This is a genomic window from Arthrobacter ipis (assembly GCF_014694315.1).
In the GTDB taxonomy this organism is placed as follows: Bacteria; Actinomycetota; Actinomycetes; order Actinomycetales; family Micrococcaceae; genus Arthrobacter; species Arthrobacter ipis.
Genome location: NZ_JAAOXD010000003.1, coordinates 526,929 through 547,480 on the forward strand (window position 1 = coordinate 526,929; position 20,552 = coordinate 547,480).

General features: G+C 66.4%; 16 protein-coding genes. 4 read left to right on the forward strand and 12 right to left on the reverse strand.

All coding sequences use genetic code 11. The features are described from left to right. Positions 1-408: 408 nt before the first annotated feature. Positions 409-1,086, reverse strand: coding sequence for a Crp/Fnr family transcriptional regulator (locus G9E11_RS09480; protein WP_003797871.1), 678 nt, complete (start codon positions 1,084-1,086; stop codon positions 409-411). Positions 1,087-1,278: 192 nt separating this feature from the next. Between G9E11_RS09480 and G9E11_RS09485 the strand changes: the two genes are divergently transcribed. Beyond that, positions 1,279-2,466, forward strand: a complete 1,188-nt coding sequence (locus tag G9E11_RS09485) for a MarP family serine protease (protein WP_190605048.1) — start codon at positions 1,279-1,281, stop codon at positions 2,464-2,466. A gap of 41 nt (positions 2,467-2,507) precedes the next feature. On the opposite strand, the gene G9E11_RS09490 is transcribed toward G9E11_RS09485, so the two are convergent. The 6 genes from G9E11_RS09490 to G9E11_RS09515 form a co-directional block, all read right to left on the reverse strand. After that, entirely contained in the window at positions 2,508-3,554 is a 1,047-nt protein-coding gene (locus G9E11_RS09490) for a DUF2332 domain-containing protein (protein WP_190605050.1), read from the reverse strand. Between the two features lie 2 nt (positions 3,555-3,556). Beyond that, positions 3,557-4,033: a type II 3-dehydroquinate dehydratase gene (gene aroQ, locus G9E11_RS09495; RefSeq protein WP_190605052.1), complete on the reverse strand. Its 477-nt coding sequence runs from the start codon at positions 4,031-4,033 to the stop codon at positions 3,557-3,559. Between the two features lie 119 nt (positions 4,034-4,152). Continuing rightward, positions 4,153-6,360, reverse strand: coding sequence for an alpha-galactosidase (locus G9E11_RS09500; protein ID WP_190605054.1), 2,208 nt, complete (start codon positions 6,358-6,360; stop codon positions 4,153-4,155). 123 nt (positions 6,361-6,483) lie between these two features. Continuing rightward, a complete protein-coding gene (locus G9E11_RS09505; protein WP_190605056.1) occupies positions 6,484-7,824 on the reverse strand; it encodes an ABC transporter substrate-binding protein in 1,341 nt (446 codons plus the stop codon). A 50-nt stretch (positions 7,825-7,874) separates the two neighbouring features. After that, entirely contained in the window at positions 7,875-8,816 is a 942-nt protein-coding gene (locus tag G9E11_RS09510; RefSeq protein ID WP_190605058.1) for a carbohydrate ABC transporter permease, read from the reverse strand. Between the two features lie 10 nt (positions 8,817-8,826). Further along, complete coding sequence (locus G9E11_RS09515; protein WP_190605060.1) at positions 8,827-9,777, reverse strand: carbohydrate ABC transporter permease; 951 nt, start codon at positions 9,775-9,777, stop codon at positions 8,827-8,829. A 215-nt stretch (positions 9,778-9,992) separates the two neighbouring features. Between G9E11_RS09515 and G9E11_RS09520 the strand changes: the two genes are divergently transcribed. Both G9E11_RS09520 and G9E11_RS09525 read left to right on the forward strand, forming a co-directional pair. Next, positions 9,993-11,207, forward strand: coding sequence for a Gfo/Idh/MocA family protein (locus G9E11_RS09520; RefSeq protein WP_190605061.1), 1,215 nt, complete (start codon positions 9,993-9,995; stop codon positions 11,205-11,207). Between the two features lie 14 nt (positions 11,208-11,221). Continuing rightward, a complete protein-coding gene (locus tag G9E11_RS09525) occupies positions 11,222-12,241 on the forward strand; it encodes a LacI family DNA-binding transcriptional regulator (protein ID WP_414635183.1) in 1,020 nt (339 codons plus the stop codon). A 46-nt stretch (positions 12,242-12,287) separates the two neighbouring features. On the opposite strand, the gene G9E11_RS09530 is transcribed toward G9E11_RS09525, so the two are convergent. The 5 genes from G9E11_RS09530 to acs all read right to left on the reverse strand — a co-directional run bounded on the left by G9E11_RS09530 (position 12,288) and on the right by acs (position 18,507). Further along, positions 12,288-13,070, reverse strand: a complete 783-nt coding sequence (locus G9E11_RS09530) for a DeoR/GlpR family DNA-binding transcription regulator (RefSeq protein WP_190605065.1) — start codon at positions 13,068-13,070, stop codon at positions 12,288-12,290. 44 nt (positions 13,071-13,114) lie between these two features. Continuing rightward, complete coding sequence (locus G9E11_RS09535) at positions 13,115-14,026, reverse strand: carbohydrate ABC transporter permease (protein ID WP_190605067.1); 912 nt, start codon at positions 14,024-14,026, stop codon at positions 13,115-13,117. After that, a complete protein-coding gene (locus tag G9E11_RS09540; protein ID WP_190605069.1) occupies positions 14,023-14,994 on the reverse strand; it encodes a carbohydrate ABC transporter permease in 972 nt (323 codons plus the stop codon). Before G9E11_RS09540 ends, G9E11_RS09535 begins: the two co-directional genes overlap by 4 nt. A 16-nt stretch (positions 14,995-15,010) precedes the next feature. Continuing rightward, positions 15,011-16,321, reverse strand: coding sequence for an ABC transporter substrate-binding protein (locus tag G9E11_RS09545; RefSeq protein WP_190605070.1), 1,311 nt, complete (start codon positions 16,319-16,321; stop codon positions 15,011-15,013). A gap of 185 nt (positions 16,322-16,506) precedes the next feature. Continuing rightward, complete coding sequence (gene acs / locus G9E11_RS09550) at positions 16,507-18,507, reverse strand: acetate--CoA ligase (protein WP_190605949.1); 2,001 nt, start codon at positions 18,505-18,507, stop codon at positions 16,507-16,509. A 403-nt stretch (positions 18,508-18,910) separates the two neighbouring features. Here acs and G9E11_RS09555 point away from each other — a divergent pair, with 403 nt between their 5' ends. Next, a complete protein-coding gene (locus G9E11_RS09555; protein ID WP_190605073.1) occupies positions 18,911-20,494 on the forward strand; it encodes a hypothetical protein in 1,584 nt (527 codons plus the stop codon). Positions 20,495-20,552 lie beyond the last annotated feature (58 nt).

The window sequence follows — 20,552 nt, forward strand, 5'->3', positions numbered from 1 at the left end:
CCCGCACAACCTCACGCAACACCTCAGGCCGACCAAAACGTCCCACAACAACACCAATCACTCAGGTGTTGCAACGACCCCTTGAACCTGCCCCCGACGCGTCCTCAGATCCTGTCGCCTTTTCCCGACGCGTCCTCAGGTCTTGTCGCCTTTCCTGACCACCAACTGAGGCGGGTTGCGGACCTTCGGAAAGGAGCGCATCGCGGCGGTCGCGGCATGTAGGTTGCTCAGCGACCGATGGGGCAGTTTCGACGTAAGCCCCGACGCGAGCTTGCGAGTGTTGGGAAGGGACCTACGCGCTAAGCGACGCCGAAGGGCCGCTTCCGCCGGTGGTGAGTTGAAGCCGGTGGTGAGTTAAAGGACAAAGGCCGCCCCGAAGAACGGGGCGGCCTTTGCTGCTAGCGGGACTTAGCGGGAGCGCTGGCGGAGGCGCTGCATGTCCAAGATCACGACGGCGCGGGCTTCGAGGCGCAGCCAACCGCGCTGGACGAACTCGGCCAGAGCCTTGTTGACGGTTTCGCGGGACGCGCCGACGAGCTGGGCCAGCTCTTCCTGGGTGAGCTCGTGTGCCACGAGAACGCCGTCGGTGGCAGGGCGGCCGAAGCGGTCGGCGAGGTCCAGGAGGGCCTTGGCCACGCGGCCGGGCACGTCAGAGAAGACCAGGTCGGAGAGAGAGTCGTTGGTGCGGCGGAGGCGGCGGGCCAACGCCTGCAGCAGCTGGGCCGAGACCTCCGGACGGGTCCGCAGCAGGGAGTTCAGGCTCTCGTTCTTGAGGCCGGCCAGGCGGGTCTCCGAGACGGCGGTGGCCGTGGCGGTGCGCGGACTCGGGTCGAACAGGGCCATCTCGCCGAAGAGCTCACCGGGGCCGAGGATGGCCAGCAGGGATTCGCGGCCGTCGGGGGAGGTGCGGCCGAGCTTCACCTTGCCGGAGACGATGAAGTAGAGCTGGTCACCCTGGTCGCCCTCACGGAAGACGGATGCACCGCGGGACAGGTCGACTTCGGTCAGTTCGTCCGTCAGCAGGCGGAACGCGTCGTCGTCCAGCGTGGCGAAAAGGGGTGCGCGTCGCAATACCTCGATGTCCATGAATTCTCCTGAGTAAAAGTGTCGTCTGGGGCGCTTGTGCCATTGTTTCAGAATTTTCAACGTTCTGTGACGTACTTGGCAGCTGAAACGCCCTAAAAGACGCCGCGAGACCAGCGCAGGCCCCACGCATCCACGGCAATTTGTCAGACTTCACCAGTAGAATCGGGGCTTAGCTGCTTATGAGGAGACCCGGTGTTTGGCCTGACCGTTCTGGACCTTGCGTTGATACTCACGCTTTTGTCCTATCTTATCTACGGCCTGCGCAACGGCTTCCTGGTGACCGTCGGCGGCCTGGCCGGCTTCACTGCGGGCGCGGTGGCCGCATTCCTCTCCGTTCCGCTGGTCAGTGACTTCGTCGAGGACAGTGGGTGGCGCCTGACCGCCATCATCGGCACAGCCGTCCTTCTGGTGGTCCTCGGCAACGCGCTCGGAACAATGATCGGGCGCAGTATCCGCAGCGCCGTCCGCATGCGGCCGCTCCGGGCTGTGGACAGACTCGTTGGCGGGGCCGTCAATCTGGTCGTGTCCGCGCTGGTCATGTCCATGCTGGCTTTCAGTATCAGCGCACTTGGTGTGCCCTTCGTCTCGCAGCAGCTGGCCGAGTCCAAGGTGATCCGTTTCATAGACGGACTGACGCCCAACCCGGTCAAATCCGCGATGGCGCAGCTGCGCTCGGCGGTTATTGGTGACGGCATCCCGACTCTCTTTGAGGGCATTGGCCAGGACCAGCAGCAGGTTCCGGCCCCGAACGCCAGCACGGACACACCGGCCCTGAACAGGGCAGCCGGTTCGGTCCTGAAGATCGCGGGAACCGCGTTCCAGTGCGGGCAGAACCAGACCGGAACAGGCTTCGTGGTGTCATCAGGTCGCGTGGTGACCAACGCGCACGTCGTTGCGGGTGTGTCGCAGCCCGTTGTGGAGGTCCCAGGTGGCGGCGCCATGCCGGGCCGGGTGGTCTACTTTGACAGCAAGCGTGACCTCGCAGTCCTGGCGGTGGACGGACTGCCTACCGAGGCGCTGCCGCTGAGTCCTGACCTGCCCGCGGGAACCGCCGCCGCGTTTGCGGGCTACCCGCATGGCGGCCCCTACCAGTCCAAGCCGGCAACTGTGCAGGGCATTTCCACAGTGCTGGTGCCGGACATCTATGGCAACAACCCTGTTCCCGACGAGGTGTACAAGCTCGCCGGCGACGTCCAGCCCGGCAACTCCGGCGGGCCCCTGCTCACCACCAACGGGGAGGTGGCAGGCGTCATCTTCGCGAAGACAACATCCAACGCAGCCCTGGGCTTCGCGATTCCGATGATTGACCTCCGGCCGGTGGCAGCAGAGGCACCGAGCCTGTCCAGCCCCGTGTCGTCGGGGCAGTGCATCCAGCAGTAGCGGCATCCGGCAATCGGGCATTCAGCGGGAGGACCACCCGGTTACAGCCAGTCCAGGCTCTGGCCGTGCGGGCCGGTGATGGCCACCGGCTGCCCGTTGTGTAGCAGCAGGAAGTTGCCACGGAGCCGGCCGGGATCCATCTCGGGAACAACCACGGAACCGTCCTCCTGAATGATCACGGTCTCGCCCTCGTTGGACAGCCAGTGGCAACTCCGGTCCCGCGCAAGGCTCTGTATGGTGGCCCGGAACCTGGCGCGCCCGTCAGCGCTGACATAGCCCATGACGGCACTGTGGAACACCACCAGTGCGGCGTCGGGAGGGGCCTGCTCGGCCAGCGACAGCAGCTGTTCGTTGAGGTCGCCGGCAACGAGTAAAGGCGGATCCTGGCGCGCAACAGCAATGGCCCGGCGCAGCCGCTCACGGCGAAACTCCTGCTCCGGCCAGATCAGTGCCTCAAGCCAGGTGACGTCGTCGGGATTCCGTACGTCCAGTGGATTGAGGTCGATCCCGGCCCGCCACTCCACAGAGGGCAAGCTGTCCGGCAGGGGAACCGGGCCCGCTGTCCTGCAGCGCAGGACGGGAGGCTCCGGCACTTCGCCGGACCCGGCGTGCAGTTCGGCGGACGCGCCGGGATCCAGCCGCGTGACTGTGGCGCCGTCGTCGAACTCGTAGCTGTAGCGGTCCGGGAACAGGGCCAACCCGGCGGAGGCGCCCACCTCGATCAGCGCGAGCGGCCGGGCCTCGGCGGCCGCGATGGCCTCGAGCGACGGAAGCAAGGTGGCACAGCGGCCCACCTCATTTGTCTGCGTGGCGCGGGACATGACGGTGCGCGAGACCTCGGCCCAGTGCTCGTCCAGGAAGGCCCGGAACTCCGGGTACGCGGAGACCTTGGCGCCGAGTAAGCGGGCGGCGGCGAGCATCAGCAGGGGCTGGCGCTTGTTGTACGGCCAGCGGTCGATCCGGGCGATCAGCTCAGGATCGTTGGCGATGTGCAGCGACCAGTTCGCATAGCAGGGCGAGGAACCGGGGGCATCAACAGTGCCGAAATGCCGGTACCACTCTGCGGTGCCGAGGGCCGCCGCCGTCATGGTCAGGCCTTGCCGGCATTCAGGTCGGCGAGGTACTCCACGGCGAACCGGTAGCCCAGAACCCCGGCACCGGCGATCACGGCCTTGCTGATGTCGGAGAGGTAGGAGTGGTGGCGGAATTCCTCGCGGGCGTGCACGTTGGTGATGTGGACTTCCACTGCGGGGACCTGGACGGCGGAGATCGCGTCCCGGATGGCCACAGAGGTGTGGGTGTAGGCCCCGGCGTTCAGGACGATGCCGATGGCCTTGCCGCGGGCGGCGTGGATGGCGTCCACCAGCGCGCCCTCATGGTTGGACTGGAAGCACTCGACGTCGAGCCCGAGGGCGGCGGCAGTGTCCTTGGCGAGCTGCTCGACGTCGGCCAGCGTGGCTGTGCCGTACTTTTCCGGCTCGCGGGTGCCGAGGAGGTTCAGGTTGGGGCCGTTGAGGACGAGGATGGTGCCGCGGCCGGCTTCGGTGGCGGAGGGGGCTTCAGTCATGCCTGCAAATCTATCGCGTCGGGTTGCCGGGCTCCGAGGGCGAGGCTTTCGTTACGGAAAACGCGGCGTCCCGCACCGCCGGCTGGAGGGCCGGCGGTGCGGGGCTTAAGTTCGCGTTTCTAGAGGGCCGTGACCTTCAGCACCAGCGCGTGCTCCGGGTTGAGGCTGGGCATCGGGAGCCCCACCTCGGCCAGGAAGCGGCCGCTGGCCTCCGCGCCGGAAGCCAGCCATGCCGGCGGCTGGACCTGGGTGAAGGTGTGGCCGTAATCGGCGTCCACCGGGGCCGGGAAGATGGCCTCCACCCGGTAGCGGCAATCCGCCTCGAGCCCTGGCAGGGCGACCCGTCCCAGCTGCTCGGCGAACGAGGTGCGCGTGCTCACCAGGGCGAACAGCGCCGCCGTCGTGCCCGCAGCAAGGGCAACGGCACCGGGACCGGAACCAGCAGCGGAACCGGCCACCACACCGTGGAGCATGAGCGACTCGTCGGGCACGTCGGCCCGGACCATCCGGCCGCTGTGGATCAGCCCGCGGTGCTCCTTGTACAGCTCGATGAAGCGCCTGAGCTCCTCACGCTGCTCTCCCTGGACCTCCCGGACATCCCATTCCATCCCGAAGTGGCCGAACAGCGCGGTGATGGCGCGGAAGGACAGGTCGTGGGTGCGGGCGGTGGTGTGCGACGTGGTGGGGCCGATGTGGCCGCCCACCATTTCAGGCGGAACCACGACGCCGGTCCACCGCTGGATGGTCTGCCGCTCCAGGGCGTCGTTGCAGTCCGAACCCCAGATACGGTCGGTGCGTTCGAGGATGCCGAGGTCCACGCGTGCCCCGCCGGAGGAGCAGCTTTCAATTTCGACGCCGGGATGGGCCTTACGGAGCTCATCGAACAGGCGGTAGGCGGCAAGGGTCTGTTCGTGGACAGAGGAGCGTCCGGCGTGGCCGTGTTCGGTGAGGTCCCGGTTCTGGTCCCACTTCAGGTAGCTGATGTTGTTTTCGCGCAGGAGGGCGTTGATCCGGTCAAAGATGTACTCCCATGCCTCCGGGTTCACCAGGTCGATGATGTGCTGGTTCCGCCAGGCCAGGGGCAGGCGTCCGCCGTCCTTGTGCGAGGCGGCGGCCGGTCCAACGATCCAGTCCGGATGCGCCCGTGCCACGTCCGAGTTGAGGTTGATCATCTCGGGTTCCACCCACAGGCCGAACTCCATGCCCCTGGACGTGACGGCGTCGATGAGCGGTGTCAGCCCGTCGGGCCAGAGCGTCTCGTCCACGAACCAGTCCCCGAGGCCGGCCGTGTCGTCGCGGCGGCCGCGGAACCAGCCGTCGTCGAGGACGAAGCGCTCCACGCCGAGGTCTGCGGCAGAGTCCGCGAGTTCGATCAGGGTATCCAGGTTGTGGTCGAAGTAGACGGCTTCCCACGTGTTGAGCACCACGGGGCGCGGCTTTCCGCCGCCCGCGGCCGGGAGCACGTGGTGCGGGCGCGAGCGGAACCAGCTGTAGAAAGCCTCGCTGATGCCATCCAGGCCGCGGTCCGAGTAGGCGGCGTAGAGCTTGGGGGTGGAGTAGCTTCCGCCGGGCTGGAGGATGACCTCGGCCGGGCCCAGCAGTTCAGAGCCGCCGATCATGGTGCGCCCGTCGGCGAGGGTGTCCGCGAACTGTTCGTGGTTGCCGCTCCAGGCCAGGTGCGTGGCCCAGACCCGGCCGTGGCGGTTGCCGAAGCCGGCGGTGCCGGCCGCGAACAGCAGGGAGGAGTCGTGCCCGGTACGGCCGTGCCGGCCGGTCCGCACCCAGGTGCCCTGCTGGATGGGGCGGCGCTGCGGGTGCCGTTCCCGGCACCAGCGCCCGGTCAGGTCGAGGAGTTCGACGGCGTCTGGAGCCACCGGGAGGACGGCGGCCAGTTCGTCGAGCTGGAACGGCGTGGTTCCGGTGTTCGTGACGGTGTGCTGCAGTTCCAGCAGACCGCCGTCGTGCAGGGTGAGCGTGGATTCCACGGTGATGCCGGCGTCGGCATCCTGCTGGACGACGACGGCGGAGCGGCCGTTGACTGTGGCGCGCACGGCGCGCAGGCGAACGGAGAAGTCGAGTCCGGAGAGGCCGTCGGCAATCCGGTGCCCGCGCAGGCCCGGCCGCCCGCGCCAGCTGGAGGACGCCTGGGGGAGCAGCCCGGCCGGCACGGTGGCGTCGATGGCGGAGTTGGGGATGGCCTCCGTGAGGATGGACAGGTCAGGGAGTTCACTGCCAAGGTCGGCACCCCAGTGGATGACCTCGGCCTCCCCGCTGCTGAAGCTGATCGCCAGGCTGGTGCCGGCGGAACGGAGGTGCAGGGGATCCATAGGTAAGTCTCTTTCGTGATGAGCAGATAGGTATGAGGGGTGCTGCGGGGCCGGGCGCGGTGTGCGCGATCCCGGCCCCGCAGGTGTGGATGCCTGGACTTTGATTTTCGCCCAGTTCCGGCCCTACTTGAAGAGGGCGTTGACCTGGTTGTTCGCTTCGGTCAGGGAACTGGCGGGCTGCTTGCCGGATACCACGGCGTCCATGGCAGGTTCCATGATGCCCTTGACCTTGGCGGTGTTGTCAGTGATGGGGTACAGGAACGTGGTCTTGTTCTTCACCTGCTCGGTGAAGGCCGTGACGTCAACGCCCTTGGCCTTGAACGCTGCAGCGGCCTTGTCAGACGAGGCCTTGAGGGCCGGGAAGACCACAGCCTTGGACGCAACGACGTCCTGGCACGGTGCCGAGGCGAGGTATTCCACCCACTTGATGGCTGCATCCTTCTTCTTGGTTCCGGCCCAGATCGAGTCGGCCAGGCCGTTGAACATGGACGCGCGCTTGCCCTCCGGGCCCGTCGGAGTGGGGGCGATGCCCACCTCGATGCCCTTGTAGCCCGTGTACTGGCCGATCATCCATGAGCCGTGGGCGTTGATGGCGGACTTGCCGGCAGCGAAGGTATCTGCCATGGCTGCGCCGACGGTGGACTCGAGTTTGGGCATGTAGCCCTTCTTTACCAGTCCGGCGAACCAGTCGATGGAGGCCTGGAACTTGGGGTCGTCGTAGTTGTAGTGCGTGCCCCACGGGTTCTTGTCGGTGTGGGACCAGCCGGTGGTGTTGGTGAAGTAGCTCCACTCCGTCTGGCCTGAGGAGTCGCCGCCGCCGTTGAGTCCCAGGCCGTAGACGGCCACGTTGTTCTTGTCGAAGCCGGCTTCGTCCCCGCGCTTGCCGCTCTTGTCAACGGTCAGGTGGGCGATGACTTTCTCGTACGTTCCGCCGTCCTGCGGGTTCCAGGTCAGGTTCTTCATCTGGTCCTCGGAGATGCCGGCCTTGGCGAGCATCGCCTTGTTGTAGAAGAGCCCGATGGTGTCCCAGTCCTTCGGCAGGCCGTAGCGCTTGCCGTCCTGGCCCACCCACAGGTCCGCGAGGCCCTCGTTGTAGGCGGCCAGGTCAACGTTGTCCTTCTTGACGGCGTCGTCGATGGGCAGCAGCTGCTTGTTCTCGGCGAGTTCGCCGTAGCGCCCGAGGTGGTTGGTGAAGACGTCGGGGGCCGTGCCGCCGACAAACCCGTTGGTGAGGGTGCTCCAGTAGTCGTCCCACCCGCGCTGGGTGATCTTGACCTTGATGTCGGGATTGGCCTTGGTGAAGTCGTCGGCGCACTGCTGGTACGCGGGAAGCTGGTTGGCGTCCCAGAGCCAGTAGCTGATCTCGCCCTTGGCCGATTCTGCAGAGGATCCTGAGCCGCCGCAGGCGGAGAGGGAGAGGGCCATGGCCGCGGCGACGGCGACGGTGCCGAGGGATTTCTTCATTGTTTTCTTTCCGTTCGGGATGGGGTGGAGAGAGGAGGGAGCGGGGGAGCTTACTTGATTCCGGAGAATCCGATGGAGTTGACGATCTTCCTGCCGAAAGCGGCGAAGAGGACCAGGACAGGCAGCGCCGAGACCAGGGTTGCGGCCATGAGGCCGGACCAGTCCGGGGCCCCCTGCGGCGACTGCGATTTGAAGACGCCGAGCCCCACCTGGAGGACACGTACCTCGTCCTGGGATCCGACCAGCAGGGGCCAGAAGTACTCGTTCCACTGGCCGATAAAGGTCAGCAGGGCAAGGGTGGCGATGGGTGCTGCGGCGTTGGGGAGAACGATCTGGAAGAAGATGCGCAGGTGCTTGGCGCCGTCGAGCATGGCTGCCTCCTCTACTTCACGGGACATGTTCAGGAAGAACTGCCGGAGGAAGAAGATGGCGAAGGGTGTCATGAAGACGTACGGCAGGACCATTCCGAGCATGGTGTTGAGCAGGTCCAGGTTCTTGATCAGGAGGAAGTTGGGCAGCGCGGTGAAGATCGGCGGGACCAGCATGGTGCCCAGGAACAGGCTGAATACAGCGTTCCGGCCCTTCCAGCGCAGCCGGGCAAAGGCGTAGGCAGCCATGGCGCTGAAGAACACTGCCCCGGCGGTGGTGATGGAGGAGAAGACGATCGAGTTCCGCAGGTACAGCCAGAAGTCGATGGCGGCACCGGAACCGCCCTCCGTGACGGCGTCGGCAGGGCTCTGCAGCCCGAAGACGCGCATGAAGGCGCCAACGGTGAAGTCTGCCGGAAGCAGGCTGGCCGACTGCGTAGCCAGCGCTCCGTTGGTGGACAGCGCGGTGCGGAACACCCAGAGGAACGGGAGCACCGAGACGGCGATGGCGAGGGCCAGCAGGGCCCAGGCCCAGGCGCGGCGGGCGTTGAAAGGACGACGGCGGGTGGTTGCCGGGCGGCGGGCGGCGGCCGGCTGCGGCGCGCGGCTGGTGGTGGTGGTCATGCGGGACTCCTTAGTCCAGGTCCGACTCGTTGCCCTTGAGGAACTTCATTTGAATGAAGGCAACGAGGGCGAGGATGAGGAAGAGGATGACGGCGATGGCGGATCCGTAGCCGAAATCCGACTCGGTGAAGGCGCGCTGGTAGATGTAGTACTGGATCACGCGGGTGGCGTTTACCGGTCCGCCCTGCGTGGTCACTGCCACGGTGTCGAAGACCTGGAAGGAACCGATCACGGTGACGACGAGCACCAGGACCAGAACCGGGCGAAGCAGCGGCATGGTGATCTTCCGGAAGGTCTGGAACGGTGACGCGCCGTCCAGTTTGGCCACCTCGTAGAGGTGCTGCGGGATGGACTGGAGGCCGGCGAAGATCAGCAGGGCGGTGTAGCCCATGTGCCGCCACGTGTTGATCAGGGCCTGCGTGGGAATAGCCCACTCCTCGCTGCCGAAGAATGCGACGCGGGGGAGGCCTGCCCATTCGATGAACTGGTTCACGATGCCGATCTGGTAGTCCAGCATCCAGAACCAGAGCAGGGCCGCGATGACATTCGACATCAGGTAGGGCAGGAGCAGGGCGCCCCGGACCAGAGTGGATTTGGCTACCCTGTCCATCAGGAGGGCCAGACCGAGGGCCAGTGCCGTCTGGAGCACGATGTTCATGAGGACGTACTGCCCTGTGACGGCCAGGGAATTCCAGAACAGCGGATCCTTCGCAATCGCCGCGTAGTTGTCCAGGCCCACCCACTCCGGGTCGCCGAGGATGTTGTATTCCGTGAAGCTCAGGTAGATCCCCCGGATGGTGGGCACTACGTAGAAGAGGACGAAGCCGATCATTGCCGGGGCGATGAAGAAGAGGGCGATCTTGAGGTCGCCATACCGGCGGATGCCGCCTCGGCGGATCCTGCCGGACCGCGCCGGACGCTGATCGCTCCTGGCTGCAGGGTTCTTAGTGAGGGTGGTCATCATCGACCCTTCCTGGGTGTGTGATGGAACTAACAATCGCCAACGAATCTACACGAGTAGATAAGAGAGCGCAAGGAATATTTCGGCATGATTACTGGACCAAATTTCTCCAGCGTTGTAGACATTGACTCGAGTAGATTCCGATGCAAGACTGTGGCGCAAACAAGTGCGCGCACCGGAAGACGGTGCCGACCAGGCCTAGGAAGGCAGGAACAATGACGTTTTCAATCGGTGTAGTCGGGGTGGGGCAGTTCGGTGGCCAGTTCGCCCATCTCTTCAACCTCCACCCCGGGGTCAGCGAGGTCTTCGTCGTGGACGAGCGGGCGGACCGCGCGGCCGAGGCGGTCGCTCAGTATGGCCTTGCCGGGTCCATTGGCACCTTCGATGAGCTGCTGGCGTCCGACGTCGACGCCGTCGCCATCTTCACTCAGCGGTGGACCCACGGGCCGCTGGTTCAGCGAGCCCTCCTGGCCGGAAAGCATGTCTACTCGGCCGTGCCCATGGCCGTCACCGAGGACGAGATCGCGAAAATCATCGACGCCGTCCGTGAGACCGGCAACGTCTACATGATGGGTGAGACCAGCTACTACAACCCGGCCACGGTGTATGCGCGCCAGCAGCACGCGGCCGGCCGGTTCGGAAGGGTGTTCTACTCCGAAGGCGACTACGTTCACGACATGGACCTCGGCTTCTACGACGCCTACCAGTACAGCGGCGGGGAGCGGTGGAAGGAAACTGCCAGCTACCCGCCCATGCTGTACCCCACCCACGCGATCGGCGGCGTCCTCGGCGCCCTGCCGGCGCATGCGGTGAGCGTCAGCTGCGTCGGCGTGAAGGACGACCGCCAGGACGGGGTGTTCGACAAGGACATCAGCATGTTCGGGAACGACTTCTCCAACGCCACGGCCCTTTTTGAACTGAACGACGGCGGTGCCATGCGGACCAACGAGATGCGCCGGGTGGGCTACCCCTCGCACATCCGTGAGTCCCGCTTCCGGTTCTTCGGCACCTTGGCCAGCTTTGAGCAGCTGGCCAAGGTGACGGTGTGGCAGGACAAGGTTAACGTCCACGACATCTCGGAACAGGTGGAGTCCCGGCCCAGCGTGTCCCTGGATGATCCGTCGCTCGCCAATGTGGCCCCCGAACTGCGGGACGCCTTTGTGTCCGGGCTGGCGCCGGTGCATGACAGCGGCAGGCTGCCGGAGGAGTTCCGCGGTGCCCCCAACGGCCACGAAGGCAGCCACCAGTTCCTGGTGGACGACTTTGTCACGGCCGTGAACACGGGGTCCCTGCCGCCGGTCAACGCCTGGACGGCCGCGCGGTTCACCCTGCCCGGCATCGTTGCCCACGAGTCCGCGCGGCGGAACGGCGAACGGTTGCCCATCCGCGACTTCGGCGACGCCCCGGACACGGTTCAGGACGTGCTGTAGCTAGCATGGACACTATGACCATTCCGGCAGCGCCCGCCCCTCGGACCCAGGTGACCCGCAAGGATGTTGCCCGGTACGCCGGGGTGAGCACCGCCGTCGTCAGCTACGTGGTGAATGGCGGGCCGAAGAAGGTGGCACCTGCCACCGAGGCAAAGGTCCAGGAAGCCATCCGGCAGCTGGGCTACCGCCCCAACGCCGCTGCGCGGGCCCTGAAGCTGGGGTCCAGCGAAACGATCGGTTTGGTCATTCCGGACAACAGCAACCCGTTCTTCTCGATGCTTGCCCACGCCGTGGAGGACGCGGCGGGGGCGCTCGGGTACGCCCTGGTCCTGACGAATTCAGACGGCAACCTGGCCAAGGAGCGCCGGAACATCCGGAACCTCGCAGCCCGCCAGGTGGACGGCGTGGTGCTCGCCAGCGTCCTGTTCGAACCTGAGCTGGCCGACCTGGAGGCCGCGGAGATCCCGTCCGTGCTCCTGAGCCACAGCGGGAGCTCCGCCGGGGTCACCACAGTGGGCGTGGACCTGGCTAAGGGAGCCCGCACCGCCGTCGAGCATTTGATCAGCCATGGCCACACCAACATTGGCCTGGCAATGGGCACCACCACCGGCAACGAAGCAGACGCGCGCGAAGAGGGTTGGGTGCAGGCGCTCCGGGATGCGGGCCTGCCGGAGGGCCCCATTGCCCGCAGCGCCTTCACCCGGGTTGGCGGCTACGCGGCAGGGCAGCGGCTTCTGGCGTCGGGGCACCGGCCCACCGCCATCTTCGCCAGCTCCGACATGCAGGCCATCGGCATCCTCCGTGCGCTCCATGAGGCCGGCCTGTCCGTCCCGGGGGACATCGCCCTGGCGTCGTTCGACGGTTCGGAGGACGCCGAATACTCCTGGCCCACGCTGACCACAGTGGAACAGCCCGTGCGCGACATGGCCGAGGCAGCGGTCCGGGCACTGGTCGGAGCGGACCGGGGCGCGCCAGCCCAGCACCGCGTCTTCCCGACGAAGCTCCTGGTCCGACAGTCCTGCGGCTGCCCGTAGGGCTGGCCGACTACACCAGCCGGTGCTCGCTTAGAGCAGCCTGCTCCTAAACCAGTCTCAGCCGGCCCACCCGGTTGCGGAGGATCCGCTGGGCGTCGGGGGACAGGCCGGAATCGCAGATCACCTCGTCGGCTTCCTCGAGCTTGGCGATGGTGCTGATTCCCTGCGTGCCCCACTTGGTATGGTCCGCCAGGACCACCACCTTGCGGGACGCGGCGATGAAAGCTCGGTTGGTTTCCGCCTCCAGCAGGTTCGGCGTGGTGTAGCCGGCATCCGCGTCCATGCCGTGCACCCCGAGGAACAGCAGGTCCAGATGGAGCTGGCGGAGCGCCGCCGTCGCGATGGGACCCACGAGGGCGTCCGACGGCGTGCGCTCGCCGCCGATGAGGATCACGGTGGAGGCGTGGCGCCCGGACCCCGCCGCGGAGGCATGGTGGAAGAGGTCGGCGATCTTCACCGAATTGGTCACCGCGGTGATCCGGGGGCCGTTGGCGAGTTCCTTGGCCAGCGCCCAGGTGGTGGTGCCCGCGCTCATGGCCACCGCCATGCCCTCATGGACCAGGGCTGCGGCTTCCAGAGCAATGGCGCGTTTCTGCGCCGTCAGCTGGGTGGACTTCAGCTCGAACCCGGGCTCATGCGTGCTGGCATCCCCGGGGAGCTTGGCGCCGCCATGGATCCGCTCAACCTGGCCGCTCTCCTCCAGCATCTCAATGTCGCGACGCACCGTCATCAGGGACACGCCCAGCTGCTGGGCCAGATCGGACACGCGGACCACCCGCTCGCGGCGGACGGCGTCCACTATGGACTGGTGGCGGGCCGCGGGAAGCATCGGGATCCTTTCAGTGGGTGAAACCTGGTACTGCCCATCATCGCCTAGCCCTTGCTGGAACCAAGAGTCAGGCCGGCAACAAACTGCCGCTGCAGGAGCAGGTAAACGATCAGGGTGGGAATGACCGTGATGACGGCGCCGGCCGCCAGCAGGTTGTAGTTGTTCAGGAACTCGCCCTGGAGGTTGTTGATCGCGGTGGTGACGGGGAGCCGGTCGCCGCTCTGGATGAACAGCAGGGGCCAGAAGAAGTCGTTGTAGATGAAGATGACTTCCAGGGTTGCCAGGGCGGCGAAAGCCGGCCGGCACAGCGGCATGATGATCTCCCGGTACTGGCGCCAGATCCCGGCTCCGTCCACGAGTGCGGCCTCGGTCAGGTCCGCGGAGAGCGCCTTCATGTAGTTGGACAGCACGAAGGTGCAGAATCCCATCTGGAACGCCATGTTCACGGCAATGACGATGATGTACGTGTTCAGCATGTTGCCCGAGTCGCTGAAGGAGTATGGCACCTGAAAGTGCTTGGCCATCTCGAACAGCGGCGCCGCCAGCACTTGGGGCGGCAGCAGGTTCCCTGCCGTGAACATGATGAGCAGCGTGACGTTGAACTTCCAGCTGACCCGGCTGACGGCGAACGCCATCATGGACGCGAAGAAGAGCACCAGCAGTACCGCGGGGACGCAGATGATCACCGAGTTCCAGAGGTATTTGGCGAAGCCGCCCTGGGACCAGGCCTGGATGAAGTTGTCGAAGTTGAAGTCGCCGGCCAGGCTGAAGTAGCCGTGCTCGTTGGTGGAGGCGATCGGCCGCAGGGCGGTGAACACGGCCCAGACCAGGGGAATCAGCCACATGACCGCCATGGCCGTCAGGAAGATATGCGTGCCGTAATGCCGCTTCGGCTTGCTGCCGGAGCGTCCAGATTTCCCGGTCATGGCCCTGCCGGGGGAGACGGCGGCGCTCATGACCTTTTCTCCTTGCCGAAGGTGCGGCTGACGTAGAACACGATGGGCACGAGGGAGATGACCAGCAGGACCACGGCAAGTGCGGATCCGACGCCGATCACCTGGCCTTCGCCCACGAGGTTCTGGATTACCAGGGCGCTGAGGAGCTCCAGGCCGTTGGTGCCGCGGTTGATGACGTAGACGACGTCGAACGCCCGCAGCGACTCGATGATGGTGATGACGACGATGACGATGTTGATGGGTCGCATGGCCGGGAACACCACGCGGAAGAAGGTCTGCGCCGCGTTGGCGCCGTCGATGGCGGCGGCTTCCTTCAGGCTGGGGTCCACGCCCTTGAGGCCCGCCAGGTAGAGCAGCATGACGTAGCCCGCGTGCCGCCACGTGGCGGCGATCATGGCTGCCCAGATGTTTATCGAGGAGTCGCCGAACCAGTCAACGGCCTGCTGCGTTCCCGAGGTTCCGAGCAGAAAGTTCAGCAGGCCGTTGTCACGCTGGTAGAACAGCTGCCAGATGATGCCGATCAGTGCCAGCGACAGCATCACCGGCGTGAAGAAAATGCTCTGGTAGATCCTGCTGCCGCGGATCTGCTGGTCCAGCAGCACTGCCAGCAGCAGGCCCAGCGGGGTGGCCACCAGGGCCAGGAACGCCAGCCACAGCATGTTGTGCTGGATGGCGGGCCAGAACGGCGGGTAGTCCTGCGAGATGTACTGATAATTATCGGCGCCTGCCGGCCTGATGTCGCCCAGCGCCAGCCCGTTCCAGCGCGTGAAGCTCAGCCCGACGGACATCACCGTGGGCAGCCAGATGAAAACCAGTTGGATCAGGGTGGGAATGCCCACCATGAGGGACAGGACCGCCTTGTCCCGTTTGGAGAGCCGGCGGACCTTTCCGCTGCGGACCTGCTTCGCCGGCGCCCCGGACGGAGCCCGGGACTCCGGCGGGACCAGGTCTCTTGCTGTAGCGCTCATGGCCGTCCTCGGACTGCTACTGGGCCGCGTACAGTGATTTGGCCTGCGCCTCAAGATTTTTGACGTCCATCTTGCCGTTCTTGAGGAAGGTCTGCAGGGCCGGGATCATGACGTTGTTGGCCATGGCGGGCAGGGCGTCCCGGTCGAAGAACTGGCTGATCGACTTCGCCTGCGCGATGGTGTCCGCGCATTTCTTGTTCAGCGGCGTGAACTTGGAAGTGTCCGCACCCTTGGCCGTGACGATGTTGGAGGCGTCCACCGAGGCGTAGGCGTCCTGGCCCTCGGGGGTGCCGATGAATTCCATGAACTGGTGCGCGGCCGCGTTCCCGCCGCCTTTGGTGGAGAGCAGCAGCCCGTCGATGGGTGCCTCCACTGCATCCCTGCCCTCGGTGGCGATCTCCGGGAACGCGAAGAAATCGATGTCCTTCAAGACCGCCGGATCGGTGAACTGCTGCGTGACGAACGAGCCGAGCAGGTACATGCCTGTCTTCTTGGCAGCCAGCGCCCTCGCCGCGTCCTGCCAGGTCTGGCCGAGCGCCGCAGGATCCTGGAAGGGCAGCAGCGCGGACCAGGTGTCGAAGACGTCGGTCACCTTCTTCTGGTCCCAGGACTCCTTGTGGGCGCACAGGTCCACGTGGAACTGGTAGCCGTTGAGGCGCATGTTGATGTAGTCGAACGTGCCCATGGCGGGCCAGCCGTCCTTGTCCGCAAAACCGATCGGGATGATGCCGTCGGCCTTCATCCTGGCCGCCAGGGCCTTAAGGGCATCGAAGGTTTCCGGCACCTCGTAACCCTTGTCGGCCCACACGCTCTTCCGGTAGAAGAAACCCCACGGATAGTTGTAGTTGGGGACGAAGTACATCTTCCCGTCCGGGCCGGTGGACGCCTTCTTCAGGGCGTCCGAGAAGTTGCCCCCGATTTTGGCCCAGACGTCATCAGCCGGTGCCAGAAGCCCCTTGCTGGCATAGAACTGCATTCTGTAGCCCGCGAACCAGGTAAAGGCGTCGTCCGGCGAGCCCTGCAGGTACGAGTTGATCTTGTTCTGGAAGTCGTTGTGCGGCACCACGTTGGTGCGGACCGTCTTGCCCGTCTTCTGGGTGAAGGCATCGGTGACTGCCTGGTAGGCCTTCTTGGGAACTTCGTCGGAGGAACCTGAGCCGAATGACAGGCCGGAGGATTCCGAGCCTCCGGCGGACGGGCCGCTGCCGCCGGTGCACGCCGCCACCAGCGGCACGCCCGCCAGGCCGGCTGCACTCACGCCGATAGTTTTGAGGAATGTCCGCCGGACCGGGCCGGCGCTGGTAGACGCTTCCGGATGTGCTGCCATGATCTCTCCCGGGGAAGTGGAGCTTTGTGACATGTGTCACATACCACGACTATAACCTCGCAAAAGGGAACAGGAAAGATCGTTAAATAACACGCGGTCTCCGGCGGCGGGACCACGGCTGGTCAGCAAAAGCAGGGCCCGCCCGGCGCTGAACTGCGCTCCGGGCGGGCCCTCGTTGGGTTCCGCTACTTCTTCAGGGATGCGGCGATCTGCTGCATGACGGTGTTGTCGGCGAGCGTGGTGGCGTCTCCGACGTCGCGGCCCTCGGCAACGTCCTTGAGGAGGCGGCGCATGATCTTGCCGGAGCGGGTCTTGGGCAGTTCGGGCACCACCAGGATGGTCTTCGGCTTGGCGATCGGGCCGATTTCCTTGCCGACGTGGTTGCGGAGGTCCTGGACGATCTCGTCCCCGGAGTCCACCGCATCCCCGCGGAGGATGACGAACGCGACGACGGCCTGGCCGGTGGTTTCGTCCGTGGCACCCACGACGGCGGCCTCCGCCACGGCCGGGTGGCTCACCAGGGCGGATTCGATTTCCGTGGTGGAGAGCCGGTGCCCGGAGACGTTCATGACGTCGTCCACGCGGCCCAGGAGCCAGATGTCGCCGTCCTCGTCCTTCTTCGCGCCGTCCCCGGCGAAGTACATGGTTTCGAAGCGGGACCAGTAGGTGTCCTTGAACCGTTCGGGGTCGCCCCAGATGCCGCGGAGCATGGCCGGCCAGGGTTCGCGGATCACGAGGAAGCCGCCGTGCCCGTCGGGCACGGAGGCGCCGTTCTCGTCCACGACGTCAACGGCGATGCCGGGCAGCGGCACCTGCGCGGAGCCGGGCTTGGTCTCCGTGACGCCGGGCAGCGGGGCGATCATCTGCGCGCCGGTTTCGGTCTGCCACCAGGTGTCCACGATCGGGGCTTTGTTGCCGCCGATGACGTCCCGGTACCACATCCAGGCCTCGGGGTTGATGGGTTCGCCCACGGAGCCCAGGACCCGGATGGAGGAGAGGTCGTATTTGTCCGGAATGTCCCGGCCCCACTTCATGAACGTGCGGATCGCGGTGGGGGCGGTGTAGAGGATGGAGACTTTGTACTTTTCCACGATCTCCCACCAGCGGCCCTGGTGCGGGGAGTCCGGGGTTCCTTCGTACATGACCTGGGTGGCCCCGTTGATGAGCGGCGCGTAGGCGACGTAGGAGTGGCCGGTGACCCATCCGACGTCGGCCGTGCACCAGTACACGTCCGTTTCGGGGTGCAGATCGAAGACGGCTTTGTGGGTGTAGGCCGTCTGGGTGAGGTAGCCGCCGGTGGTGTGCAGGATGCCTTTGGGCTTTCCGGTGGTGCCGGAGGTGTAGAGGATGAACAGCGGGTGTTCTGAGTCGTGCCCGACGGCGGTGTGCTCGGCGGAGGCTGCCCCGACGGTGTCCGCCCACCAGTGGTCCCGGCCCTCGTGCCAGTCGACGTCCTGGCCGTTGCGCTTGACCACCACGACGTTCTGCACGGTGTGGCCCTCCTGCTCGAGGGCGGCGTCGACGGCGGTCTTCAGGGCGCTGGGCTTGCCGCGCCGGTAGGTGCCGTCCGCGGTGACCACAAGCTTGGCTTCGGCGTCCTCGATCCGGGACCGGAGCGCGTCGGCGGAGAACCCGCCGAACACCACCGAGTGCACCGCGCCGATCCGGGCGCAGGCGAGCAGTGTGATCACGGCCTCGGGGATCATGGGCAGGTAGACGGCGACGCGGTCGCCCTTGGCCACGCCGAGGGACTCGAACGCGTTCGCGGCCTTCTTCACTTCCTCGGTCAGCTCCGCGTAGGTGTAGGAGCGGGAATCGCCCGGCTCGCCCTCGAAGTGGATGGCGACCCGGTCGCCGAGGCCGTTCTCCACGTGCCGGTCCAGGGCGTTGTACGCGGCGTTGACCTCCCCGCCGACGAACCACTTGGCGAACGGCGGGTTGGACCAGTCGAGGGCCTCGGTGAAGTCCTTGTTCCAGGTCAGCAGTTCGCGGGCCTGCTTGGCCCAGAACGCGGGCCGGTCCGCTGCTGCTTCTGCGTAGACTTCGGCGCCCACCACGGCGTTGGCGGCGAACTCCTCGGAAGGGGCAAACTTGCGGTTCTCATGCAGCAGGTTTTCAAGAGCATCGCCCTGCTGGCTGGGGGTGGCAGCGGTGGCCGTCGTCGAGCCGGGGGTGTCCTGGGACATGGTGAACCTCATCATTCATCGATCTTTCCTGCGCGGTGCGCCGGTCCCGGCCACTGCCCCGCCGCTGCACGGCGTCGGGCAACGGCCCGTCACGGATAAACCGCAAAGAGCTGTTCCGAGACCAGACTAGCGCGTCAGGCATCTGCGCGTGGGCCGCGTCACTTTAGGAGCCGCGAGCGGTGCCCATTTAGCGGTGAATGGTTCTGTGGGCGACCTGTGCCGCTTCTGTGAGCGCGCCGCACTGCGGCCAGTCAGCTAGTGAAGCACCCTCCACTTGGCTAGGCTGAGATGGACTCGTGACAGGGGCCGGAGGCAGCCAGACCGCTTGTGGTCAGGTTCCGGCCGTAGGGCGGAACCACGCAGCGGACACCCGTCCGGGCGCCGCCACGCTAAGGAGAACAGAATGAATCAGCAAAGCCAGGGCCAGCCGGGCCCGGCCCGGCAGGACCCAGCCCAGCCGGGCCAGGGCCAGGCACCGCTTGGGGCGGGACTGTCCGGGCGGCCGGAAGCGCACAATGCGGCGCCGAATTTCATGAAGCAGCAGGGCGTGCGGAATGAGGCCGTTGCCGGACCTTTCACCGTCCGGGACCTGACCGTCTTCGCGGCCACCCTCGTCCTCTTTATCGCATCGCTGATTCCGATGTTCGCTGTGCGCTACAACCTGTGGAACCTCGGAAGCCTATTCTTCCTGGGGCTCGGCGTGGTTCTGCCGCTCATTGTTGCGGCGTTGTTTGTGGCCCGCCGGCTCGCCCCCGACACGAAGGTCCGCATCGGATCCCTTTCGGTGGACCAGTTCGGTTCCGTGGTGGCCTCGTTCGCGGTGGCCTTCTTCTTCCTGTCCGTTGCCGGCGCCTACACGCCCAGCCTGCTCGTGGGTCTGATCGGCTCCCTCGTGCTGCTGGCCGCCACAGTGCTGGCCCGGTTCATCCCGTTCTTCGCCGGCGACTTCCTGGACCGCTCCGACGTCCCGGCCCACATCATGGCCCGCGACTCAGCCGTTCCCGTGCGCAAGCCCAAAGCACCCAAGGAACCGAAAGCTGCCGCTGCCAAGCCGGGCGCTGTTTCGGGGGGTGCTGGGGCCGGCAGCGCTGCCGCTGGCGCCGCAGTCCCTGCGGGTCCTGAAGCCCGCGGCCCTGTTTCCTCTGGTCAGGTTTCCTCCGGGCATGTTTCCCATGGTGCGACGGCGGTCGGCCAGCCGGCGCAGAGTGCGGCCCCGGCCGGCACCGCCGGTGCCGTAATTCCCGGCGCTACCGCTGACATTTCCGGAACGGCCGGTGCAGCGCCGGCGACCGGGATGTGGCCCGCCGCCAACGCGGCTAGCAGTGCCGCAGCATCGCCGGAAACGGGACCGGCCGCGGTCGTGCCGTCCGCGCAGACGGGGGACGCCGCCGTCGCGCAGGCAGGCGCGGCGCAGAAGAGCGCTGCGCAGACCAGCTCAGTGCCGTCCGCCAAAACCGATGTGGCCGCGCAGCCGGCCACATCGGAGGCCGAGCAGACCCGGTCCGGCGGAGCAACGGTAGCCCCCGCTGCTGGCGCAGGCGCGGCCAGCGCAGGAGCGCCCGCAGCGGAAGCGGCGGCCACGGAGGCGCCCGCACCGGAAGCCCCCGTCGCGGAAGGCAAGTCCGACGCTGCCGCGCGTGAAGCTGCGGAAGAGGCTGCGCGGGCCGCCTCGGCCACGCCTGCCACCGCCGTCCACCCGAGGGTGGATGTGCAGCAGCAGGTGCGGTCGCAGGAACCGATCGGTGCCACCGTCGACCCGGCAAGCCGGCCGGAGGAGTCTGAGCATGAGCAGGTCCACGAGGCCTTCTGGTTCGCAGTCGCCCAGCACCGCACTGCCGTTGATGAGCGCACCGGCGCGCCGCTGTTCGGCATCGAGCCCGGAGGCTGGGTGCTGGCACTGGAGGACCGCGGGGACGAATTCCTGGTCCAGCACACGGACGGCCGGGTGGGCGTCCTGCGCGACCTGAGCAACATCGAGCGCGGCTAGCCGGCCGCCGTGGCCGATTCCGTTTCGCGCCGGCGCGGCATGCCGGGCATCCCGGTGG